The sequence below is a fragment of the Dietzia sp. B19 genome, assembly GCF_014145155.1.
Classification (GTDB): Bacteria; Actinomycetota; Actinomycetes; order Mycobacteriales; family Mycobacteriaceae; genus Dietzia; species Dietzia natronolimnaea.
The window spans coordinates 1-5026 of record NZ_JAALED010000402.1 but is presented as its reverse complement, the minus strand read 5'-3'; the positions used below and the strand labels follow the sequence as shown (position 1 = coordinate 5026).

The following is a 5026-nucleotide window of genomic DNA, read 5'->3' as shown; positions in this document are numbered from 1 at the left end:
TCGATGCCCTGCGAGGGGTGGTCTCTCCCGCATCGCTGCGGTCCGGCCCCTGGGTCGTCGCCTGACCGTCGAGCCCGGACGTTCGCAGAGGTGGACGTCGCGCGATCGGTGGATTCGCCGGTCGGGCGCGTCTGCGCGGATAATCGACGCCCGTGACCACTTCATCGAAGCAGAACCCTGATCCTCGCGGGCCTGGGCGGCCGGACGGGACCATTCCCGAGCCGGCGCGCAGCACCCGGGACTCCTCCGACCCGACCATGTCCGACCCGACCCCCACCAGCCCCGCCCCCGACGCCCGGGACGACCGCAGCGGCACCGACCGCGCGGTCTTCGCCACCGTCGCCAGCCCGTACTACGGCTACCTGATCGCCTTGTTCGTGGGCGTCATGCTCATCAGCAACGTCACCGGCACCAAGGGCGTCCTGCTCTTCCCCGACCTGAGCTTCGAACTCGGGTTCCTCAGCCTCGACGGTCTCGTCACCGACGGCGCCTTCCTGCTCTTCCCGCTGGCGTACGTGCTGGGCGACGTGATCAGCGAGGTGTACGGCTTCAAGGCGATGCGCCGTGTCGTCCTCTCCGGCTTCGCCGTCCTGGCGCTGGCGGCGCTGAGCTTCACGTTCACCGTCCACTTGCCGCCGGCCCCGTTCTACGAGAACCAGGACGCGTTCGAGGCCGTCGCCGGCGTGATCCCGCAGTTCTTCCTGGCCGGCCTGGCCGGCTACGTGGTGGGCGAGCTGCTCAACAGCTACGTCCTGGTGTGGATGAAGCGCCGCACCGGTGAGAAGACCCTGTGGGCCAGGCTGCTCGGCTCAACCGTGGTCGGCCAGCTCGCGGACACCATCGTCTTCTGCACCATCGCGGCACCCGCCCTGGGCATGGTCCTCGGGTCGGGCGACTACTGGAACTACGTGGTGATCGGGTTCGTCTGGAAGACCCTCGTCGAGGCGGTCCTGCTGCCGGTGACGTACGTCGTGATCGCGTGGATCAAGAAGCGCGAGCCCAGCTATCAGACCGCCCTGGCCGGATCGACCGTGGCGCGATCGCCCCTGGCAGACTCGAGGGCATGACCTCCCACGACGAGGGCGCGGGTGGCGGCGGCTCGGGCGTCGGGCGCGACGGGAGCGGCGCATCGATACGGGTGCTCGGCGCCACCGTCGACGACCAGACCCGCTGCGTCCACTACCGCGGGCCCCTCGACGTGGTGGCGATCCGCTTCCACTGCTGCCGGGAGTTCTACCCGTGCTTCCGCTGCCACGCCGATGCCGCTGACCACGCGGTCTCGGCGTGGCCGCGGGCCGAGTTCGACGCCCCGGCGATCCTGTGCGGTGTCTGCCGGACCACGCTGTCGATCACCGAGTACCTGAACGCACACGGGTGCCCGGCCTGCAGGGCGCCGTTCAACCCGGGCTGCTCATTGCATCACTCGATCTACTTCGACGGCTGACTCTCTTACCCCGGGCTCAGTACTCCCCGTAGAACGTCTCGAGGAGTAGTGCAGACACGCGGCACGCGGCGGCGATCGAGTCCAGCCGCTGCTGGGTCGTGGCGTCGCCTGGAAGCTCGCGGTGGTACTCCCCCCGCGGCAGGAGTTCGAGCACCTCGCGCAGTCGCCCCACTTGGTGGCGATCGATCCCGTACTCGCCCGCGACCGTCAGGATCTCACGCATTACCTCACGCAGTGCCTCACCCTCTCCTGGGCTCAACCGGCCCTTGATCTCCCGGATACCCAGGTGGACCTCGATCGGGGGTTCATTCCCCTCGTCGTCAAACTCGAACTCGGCGAGCAACTCCGAATGGTCCGCGATGAGGTTGTAGAGCAAATCCGCGGCCACCTCGGGTCCCGGCCACACCCCCTCGTGGTCATCGAACGGGATCTCGGCCGCGCGTCCCATCAGTCGCTCCGCCGCGTCCTGCTCGCCGCTCCCCATCCGGTCTAGGGCTTTGACCAGGAGATTCTCGGCGGCCTGCATCGCCGCCTGACTGAAGGGTCCCAGAGGAGCTGTGGGCGCCATCGGATTGGTTCCGAAAGCGGTTCGCTGAGCGTATATCGCATCGATCTCGTCCAGAGTCTCGCCAAGGTCCATGCCGACAGCTTTCCACGCATCTGCGCGACTGCGCGACTGCGCGACTGCGACCGACACTGACGCCTCACCCGAGGTGCGCGTCCGGAATGGTCCAGAGACGGCGCGCACCCCTTCCGGCGGCTGACAGGGGGGCCGCATAAGCCGAAGAGGGCGCGTACGTCATCGGCGCGGACGGGCCCCGCGGGACGTCCCCCGAGGAAGGCGCGCACGGGCCCGGCGGACGCCGACCGGGTAAGGCGCGGGCGGTGCTACGTCGAGTAGTACCGCCCCAGGAACTGGGACTTGTACGCCAGGTACTCGTCGGGCCCGGCGTCCATCGCGGCGCGCACCTCGTCGACCAGCCGCACCACGAACGCCAGGTTGTGCAGGGTGAGCAGGGTCGACCCGAGGAACTCCTTGGCCTTGAACAGGTGATGCAGGTACGCGCGGCTGTACTCCCGCGAGACCTCGGACGGCCCCTCGGGGTCGAGCGCGCTGTGGTCGTGCCGGAACTGGGCCCGGGTGACGTTGACCCGCCCGTCCAGCGTGTAGATCCCGCCGTGGCGGGCGAGCCGGGTGGGCGCGACACAGTCGAACGTGTCGGCCCCGTTCTCCACCGCCGTGAAGATGTCGTCGGGCTCGCTGATCCCCAGCAGGTGGCGCGGCCGGTCCTCGGGCAGTTCCTCGGTGCACCAGCCCACGATGGTGCCGAGGTTCTCCTTCTCCAGCGCCCCGCCGATCCCGTAGCCGCCGAACCCGCGGCGCCCCTGTTCCTCGGCGCGGTCGCTCATCTCCACGAGCCCGCGCACGGCCTGCCGCCGCAGGTCCTCGAACTGCGCGCCCTGGACCACGCCCCACAGTGACTGACCGGGCCGGTGCCCGCGCTCCACCGACAGGCGTTCGTGCTCGTCGAGACACCGCTGCGCCCAACGCCGCGTGCGCTCGACCGACCTCTCCTGGTACTCGCGGGTGTTCATGAGCGTGGTGAGCTCGTCGAAGGCGAACAGGATGTCGGCCCCCAGACCGTGCTGGATCCGCATCGACACCTCCGGGGAGAACCGGTGCGGCGACCCGTCGAGGTGCGAGGTGAAGGTGACACCGTCCTCGTCGACCTTCGCGAGCCTCCCCTGGCCCTTGTTGGTGGCGGAGTCGTCCGGGGCCCCGGCCGCGCCCGCCGACATCTCGATCACCTTCTTGAAGCCCACCCCGAGGCTCATCACCTGGAAGCCCCCGGAGTCGGTGTAGGTGGGCCCGGACCAGCGCATGAACTCCCCCAGCCCGCCGGCGGCGTCCACCACGTCGTGGCCGGGCTGCAGGTACAGGTGGTAGGCGTTGGCCAGGACGGCCTGCGCGCCGGTCGAGCGGACCTGCTCCGGGGTGAGGGTCTTGACGGTGGCCTTGGTGCCGACGGGCACGAACGCCGGGGTGGCGATGTCGCCGTGCGGGGTGTGGATGACGCCGGTGCGGCCCCCCGCGGTGCCGTCGAGGACCATCCGGGACCCCACGTCGAAGGTCGTCGCGCGTGGGGTGGGGGGCGTGTGATCCGACATGTGTCCCATCGTGGCACGACGGTCCGGGGGGCCGGCCCTGGCCCTACGATGGGGGGAATCGACGACGGCAGGAATCGACGACGACGAGGTGAGCGATGCCCGGTACGAGCGGCCGACGGCTCTCCCGGCACGAGCGCCGCGACCAACTGGTGGTCCTGGGAGTGAGACTCCTGGAGACGGTGCCGTTCCACGCGCTGTCGATGGATGACGTGGCCGAGCGGGCGGGGGTCTCGCGCAGCCTGCTGTTCCACTACTTCCCCACCAAGCTGGCCTACCTCACGGCGGTGGTCAACGCGGCCGCCGACCACGTCCTGTCGCTCACCGAGGTGCCGGAGGGGGCCAGCGCGGAGGACCGCACCCGGGCGATCATCACCGCACTGGTGCGCTACATCCAGCGGCGGCGCGACAACTACGTGGCGGTCCTGCGGTCGGGCAGGTCCGTGGACCCGGTCCTCGAGCAGGTCGTGGACGGGATGCACCGCACCATCAGCCTGCGCATCCTCCACAGCATCGGGGTGGTCCGGCCCGGCCCGATGGCCCTGGTGCTCACCCGCGCCTGGTTGGCCGGTGTCGAGGAGTTGGCGCTGCTGGGCGAGGAGTCCGGGCTGCCCCAGGAGACCGTGATCGACTCCGCGATCACCACGCTCCGGGCGGTCGCCGCCCTGCCGGACTTCGTCGCCGACGTCTTCCCGGGTGACGACGCGGAATGAGATCAGGCCCGAGATGAGGCCCGAAACGGGGAGAGCCCCGGAACTCCGATGAGTTCCGGGGCTCTCCCCGTGGCGGTGGCGGTGGGATTTGAACCCACGGTTGGGGGTTACCCAACACAGCATTTCGAGTGCTGCACCTTCGGCCGCTCGGACACGCCACCGCCGATCAGGCTACTTCACGAGCGGCCGCAGGCGGAAATCGCCTGCTCGCCGGGGCGAATCAGGCCTTGTCGTTGCCGGTGAGCTTGCTCGCGGCCTCGTTGGCCTTGTCCTTGAGCTTCTCGGCGCCCTGCTTGATGCCGGCCTTGCCCTGGTCCGCCTGGCCCTCGGCCTGGAGGTCACGGTCGCCGGTCGCGGCGCCGGCCGACTCCTTGGCGCGGCCGCCGAGCTCCTCGGCCTTGTTCGAGAACTTGTCTCCCACACCCATGTGGTGCTCCTCTCGATCGCGGCGCCGCTGCCCGGCGCCTCTCCCGATCCACCGTACGGAGATGTGCGCCGGGCCTCCACCGGACCATGGTCACGATCCCGTCACCGCCGTACGGGCGCGCCGCTACCGCCGAGCGCGGAAGAACTGTTCCAGCAGCGCGGCGCACTCGGTCTCGAGCACCCCGCCGCGGACCTCGGGGCGGTGGACGAGCCGGCGGTCGCGGACCACGTCCCAGAGCGATCCGCAGGCCCCGGTGCGGGGCTCCCACGCGCCGAA

The 5026-nt window shown here is 70.1% G+C and carries 6 protein-coding genes, 1 tRNA gene and 1 pseudogene; 3 read left to right on the top strand and 5 right to left on the bottom strand.

What is annotated here, in order from left to right; genetic code table 11:
* Nucleotides 1–257: 257 nt before the first annotated feature.
* Together G6020_RS11720 and G6020_RS11715 are read left to right on the top strand one after the other, a co-directional pair.
* Complete coding sequence (locus G6020_RS11720) at nucleotides 258–1067, top strand: queuosine precursor transporter (protein ID WP_095717136.1); 810 nt, start codon at nucleotides 258–260, stop codon at nucleotides 1065–1067.
* Nucleotides 1064–1444, top strand: coding sequence for a CHY zinc finger protein (locus tag G6020_RS11715; RefSeq protein ID WP_017836326.1), 381 nt, complete (start codon nucleotides 1064–1066; stop codon nucleotides 1442–1444). The genes G6020_RS11720 and G6020_RS11715 overlap by 4 nt, the downstream gene beginning before the upstream one ends.
* Nucleotides 1445–1460: 16 nt before the next feature.
* Here the strand turns inward: G6020_RS11715 and G6020_RS11710 are convergent, their stop codons facing one another.
* A complete protein-coding gene (locus G6020_RS11710) occupies nucleotides 1461–2084 on the bottom strand; it encodes a hypothetical protein (RefSeq protein WP_179524314.1) in 624 nt (207 codons plus the stop codon).
* Between the two features lie 248 nt (nucleotides 2085–2332).
* On the bottom strand, nucleotides 2333–3613 hold the full coding sequence (tgt, locus tag G6020_RS11705; protein WP_176474993.1) for a tRNA guanosine(34) transglycosylase Tgt: 1281 nt from the start codon (nucleotides 3611–3613) through the stop codon (nucleotides 2333–2335).
* Between the two features lie 95 nt (nucleotides 3614–3708).
* Between tgt and G6020_RS11700 the strand changes: the two genes are divergently transcribed.
* On the top strand, nucleotides 3709–4323 hold the full coding sequence (locus tag G6020_RS11700; RefSeq protein ID WP_179524312.1) for a TetR/AcrR family transcriptional regulator: 615 nt from the start codon (nucleotides 3709–3711) through the stop codon (nucleotides 4321–4323).
* 70 nt (nucleotides 4324–4393) lie between these two features.
* Here the strand turns inward: G6020_RS11700 and G6020_RS11695 are convergent.
* The 3 genes and pseudogenes from G6020_RS11695 to G6020_RS17130 all read right to left on the bottom strand — a co-directional run.
* Nucleotides 4394–4484: transfer RNA gene (locus tag G6020_RS11695), tRNA-Ser, on the bottom strand.
* 59 nt (nucleotides 4485–4543) lie between these two features.
* Nucleotides 4544–4750: a CsbD family protein gene (locus tag G6020_RS11690; protein ID WP_017838254.1), complete on the bottom strand. Its 207-nt coding sequence runs from the start codon at nucleotides 4748–4750 to the stop codon at nucleotides 4544–4546.
* Between the two features lie 123 nt (nucleotides 4751–4873).
* Nucleotides 4874–5026, bottom strand: a pseudogene (locus tag G6020_RS17130) (nucleoside deaminase); the annotation flags it as partial.